Annotated in this window: 5 protein-coding genes; 3 read left to right on the forward strand and 2 right to left on the reverse strand. The window is 64.1% G+C overall.

Annotated features, from left to right (window positions below; all coding sequences use genetic code 11):
* Positions 1-92: 92 nt before the first annotated feature.
* The gene (locus tag EN994_RS21600) at positions 93-737 is read right to left on the reverse strand and encodes a hypothetical protein (RefSeq protein WP_063169091.1); all 645 of its coding nucleotides are present in this window, start codon (positions 735-737) and stop codon (positions 93-95) included.
* 192 nt (positions 738-929) lie between these two features.
* On the opposite strand from EN994_RS21600, the gene ftsE reads away from it, so the two are divergent.
* The 3 genes from ftsE to EN994_RS21615 all read left to right on the forward strand — a co-directional run bounded on the left by ftsE (position 930) and on the right by EN994_RS21615 (position 3436).
* Entirely contained in the window at positions 930-1589 is a 660-nt protein-coding gene (gene ftsE, locus EN994_RS21605) for a cell division ATP-binding protein FtsE (RefSeq protein ID WP_010911739.1), read from the forward strand.
* On the forward strand, positions 1582-2577 hold the full coding sequence (locus EN994_RS21610) for an ABC transporter permease (protein ID WP_013529399.1): 996 nt from the start codon (positions 1582-1584) through the stop codon (positions 2575-2577). The genes ftsE and EN994_RS21610 overlap by 8 nt, the downstream gene beginning before the upstream one ends.
* Positions 2578-2710: 133 nt before the next feature.
* Positions 2711-3436, forward strand: a complete 726-nt coding sequence (locus EN994_RS21615) for a YdcF family protein (protein ID WP_024503762.1) — start codon at positions 2711-2713, stop codon at positions 3434-3436.
* Here EN994_RS21615 and EN994_RS21620 read toward each other — a convergent pair.
* Positions 3437-3870 (reverse strand): pyridoxamine 5'-phosphate oxidase family protein (locus EN994_RS21620; protein ID WP_127307798.1); only part of this gene is annotated, 434 nt, incomplete at its 5' end.

A 3870-nucleotide genomic window follows, 5' to 3' on the forward strand; every position in this document is an offset into this window, starting at 1 on the left:
GAGAACCGGAGCGGAGGGTACGGAAGGACGTGAGCACCGAAAGCGAAGGAAACCGCCGTTTGCGGCCAGTCTCACCTGAATATCAGCACACGCTATTCGGCGAAGGTGACCGATACAGTTCTTACACCGTTTCTAGGCACGTCGAGCCGGCTGGCAAAGCCGAATCTTTCGCCAGAGGCCAGCGAACGGCCGGATGTCCCCAACGTATAGCGGGTGATGTGCCCGTCATTGCCGGTCACCCGGATTTCAAGCGGCGGCAGCTGCGCCGGTTTGGCGCCGTCATTGGCGGCCTCGCCATCGACGAACAGCGCAGGGTTCGGTCCGGAAGCATCGACGCGTGACGTGACGCCCGAAATGCTGAGCGCCGACGCTTGCGCGCTGGACAGGAACGGCACCTGGCGCACCAGCGCGTGCCCGCCGGAAACCCAGAAGGCGGCCAAGGCAGCGCCGATGCCGGCGATCCAGAAGATCGGCCCGCCGCGCGAGGCTGGCGGCCGCTCCGGCGGGGCTTCGGGCTTGCGCAGCATGTCCATGCCCTCGATGGGTGGCATCACGATCGCACGCGGCAGCGGCGAAACGCTTTCCACGGCAGGTGCAGGGCGCGGCATCACCACGTAATCGGCATCGACGATGTCGGCGGCCGAACCGCGCATGAACCGGTCCGCCGCGGCAATTGCCGTCGGATCGGTCATGATTTCGCCGGAAACCGGGCGCGCGGTTCGATCGTCAGCCATCATGGCCCCAGCATTGCAGCACGTGTTCGCTTTTCGTTTCTTTTGCGTAAACACAAATGGTTAACGCTTCCCCACCGGAGCCCTCGTGACGAGTCGAAAGAGCCTAGGAATTAACCGCCGGTTAACCATGCCGGCCGATGGTCTTTACCCAGAACAGGCCGGCTCACTGCCGTGCCGAATTTCAGGTCGTCGAAATTGATTCGCTTCGAAAATGTCGGCCTCCGCTATGGCATGGGTCCGGAAATCCTCCGCGACATCTCCCTGCACATTCCGGAGCGCTCCTTCCAGTTCCTCAGCGGGCCTTCGGGCGCCGGCAAGACGACCTTGCTGCGCCTGCTGTTCATGTCGCTGAAGCCGACGCGCGGGCTGATCACCATCTTCGGCAAGGATCGCTCCCGCATTTCCCGCACCGAGCTGCCGCATCTCAGACGCCGGATCGGCGTGGTGTTCCAGGATTTTCGGCTGCTCGACCACATGACCACCTATGAGAACGTCGCGCTGCCGCTGCGCGTGCGCGGGCGCGAGGAGGCGAGCTACCGCACCGATGTCACCGAGCTGTTGAAGTGGGTCGGGCTGGGCGAACGCATGCATGTGCTGCCGCCGGTTCTGTCCGGTGGCGAGAAGCAGCGCGCCGCGATCGCGCGGGCGCTGATCGAGCAGCCGGAAATCCTGCTCGCCGACGAACCGACCGGCAATGTCGATCCGCCGCTGGCGCGACGCCTGCTGCGGCTGTTCATCGAACTCAACCGTCTCGGCACCGCCGTGGTGATCGCCACCCACGATCTCGGCTTGATGGAGCAGGTCGACGCGCGCCGCATGATCCTGGCCGGGGGAAGGCTGGACATCTATGACTGAACTGTCCGCCGAACATTTTGTGGAAAGGGAGCAGGACGCCGAGGCGACCGAAGCAAAGCCGCGCGCCCAGCGCAGGATGGCGCCGATCGTGCCGGCGCAGAACATCGCCGGCCGGGCGCTGGTGCTGGTCATCGCCATCATGACCTTCCTGTCCTGCCTGACTTTCGGCGCGGTGACGCTGGTGCGCGACACAGCGTCCGTCTGGGAGAACCAGATTTCACGTGAGGCAACGATCCAGATCAAGCCGGTCGACGGCCTCGACATGGAAGCAGCCCTTACCCAGGCCTCGCAGATCGCCGGCGAATTCCCCGGCGTCAAGGCGACCCGGATCATCGACCGCGAGGCGACCGCGCGGCTCCTTGAGCCCTGGCTGGGCTCGGGCCTCAACATCGACGAATTGCCGGTGCCGCGACTGATCATCGTCACCATCGACGAGAACAGCCCGCCCGATTTCGCCGCCATACGCGCCGCGATCACCCCGAAACTGCCGAGCGCATCGCTCGACGATCACCGCACCTGGGTCGACCGGCTGGTGGCGATGGCCCGCACCACGGTGACCATCGGCATCGCCGTGCTGGCGCTGATGCTGTCGGCGACGGTGCTGACGGTGGTGTTCGCGACGCGCGGCGCCATGGCCGGCAACGGTCACATCATCGAAGTCCTGCATTTCGTCGGCGCCGAGGCACGCTTTATCGCGCGCGAATTCCGCCGGCATTTCCTGGTCACCGGCATGAAGGGAGCGGCGGCCGGCGGTGCCGCCGCAGTGCTCGTGTTCATCGTCTTTTCCTGGTGGTCGTCGCGCAATATGGCGACGCCGCAGGCCGACCAGGCGACCGCCCTGTTCGGCAATTTCGCCATCGGTTCGGCAGGCTATCTCGGTGTCGTCTTGATGGTGCTGGTGATCGGCGGACTGACGGCGGCAACCTCGCACGCCACCGTCGTTGCCTATCTCAGCGACATCGATGTCCGCCAACCGGATGCAGGCTAATTCATGTCGCCCAAAAGTGGGAACCGGTTTTGGGACAACGACATGGATAAAACAGGGTGATCACGAATAGAGAATTCGCGTAACGCAAAGTGCGTCTTTTACCTACCCAAGGCCGCATTTCAGGATTAACCATATGGCGATGGACGCGCGGGATTCGACCGGTACGGCTGGGCAGATGCCAGTGGTGGTTGCACGTTCGCATGACCGCCGCGCTGTGAGCCGTCTAAGAGCCACGCTGCGCCTGTCCGCCCTCTCCGTCCTCATCCTTGCAACTTTGTTTGCCGGCGGTTTCGGTTGGTTCGCCAACAAGGTCAGTCACCTGACGACGCCCGCCAATCCGGCCAGGGCAGACGCGATCATCGTCTTGACCGGCGGCCAGTCCCGCCTCGATGCCGCGATGGATCTGCTGGCGTCCGGCAAGGGCGAACGGCTGCTGATCAGCGGCGTGCATCCTTCGGCCAGCCGTCGCCAGCTGCAGGCGGCAACCGGCGGCGACAAGAATCTGTTCTCCTGTTGCGTCGACATCGACCGCGCCGCGCTCGACACGATCGGCAATGCCGAGGAAAGCGCCAAATGGGTCGAGAGCCACGCCTATGGCACGGTGATCCTCGTCACCAACAATTATCATATGCCGCGCAGCCTGCTGGAAATGGGCAGGCTGCTGCATGGCGCCAAGCTCGAGCCCTATCCGGTGGTCAATTCCAACCTCGACAATGGCGGCTGGCTGACCAAGCCGCGGGCATTGCGCGTGCTGTTCACCGAATACAACAAATATCTGCTTGCGCTGGCGCGCGGCATCGTGCCTGTCAAGCCGACGCCCAACGGCATCGCGCTGGCCGAAACCGCGGCCGGCGGCTGATTATTCCCCTGCGGCCGCGCCCGAATTTCCCCTGAGCCGTGCGATCTCCTGCTCAAGGCGTTCGATACGCTTGTCCCGCTCGCCGAGTGCCGCCGCGACGTCGGCTGCCTCGAACCGTTGTGGAATATGCTGCGGGCAATTGGCATCCCAGGCCGAGACCGTGAACAGGACGACCTGCTCGGCGCGCGCTCTGTAGCCTTGCGGCATCAGCTTCGCCATCAGTTCGGCATCGTTCTCGACGACGCGCGCGGTGCCCCAGAGCTTGATGCGCTGGCGGTGCATATAGTCGATCAGGAACAGGAACGCCCTTGGATTGTCGGCCAGATTGCCCTGCGTGATGAACTGCCGGTTGCCGGAAAAATCCGCGAAGCCGATCGTATGTTCATCCAGCACCTTGACGAAGCCGGCCGGCCCGCCGCGATGCTGGACATAGG

The organism is Mesorhizobium sp. M7A.F.Ca.CA.002.09.1.1, from assembly GCF_003998555.1.
GTDB classification, from domain to species: domain Bacteria; phylum Pseudomonadota; class Alphaproteobacteria; order Rhizobiales; family Rhizobiaceae; genus Mesorhizobium; species Mesorhizobium ciceri.

Coding starts and splice junctions, on each gene's coding strand:
- EN994_RS21615 (WP_024503762.1), top strand. CDS start 2,711: ATGGCGATGGACGCGCGGGATTCGACCGGTACGGCTGGGCAGATGCCA.
- EN994_RS21610 (WP_013529399.1), top strand. CDS start 1,582: ATGACTGAACTGTCCGCCGAACATTTTGTGGAAAGGGAGCAGGACGCC.
- EN994_RS21600 (WP_063169091.1), bottom strand. CDS start 737: ATGATGGCTGACGATCGAACCGCGCGCCCGGTTTCCGGCGAAATCATG.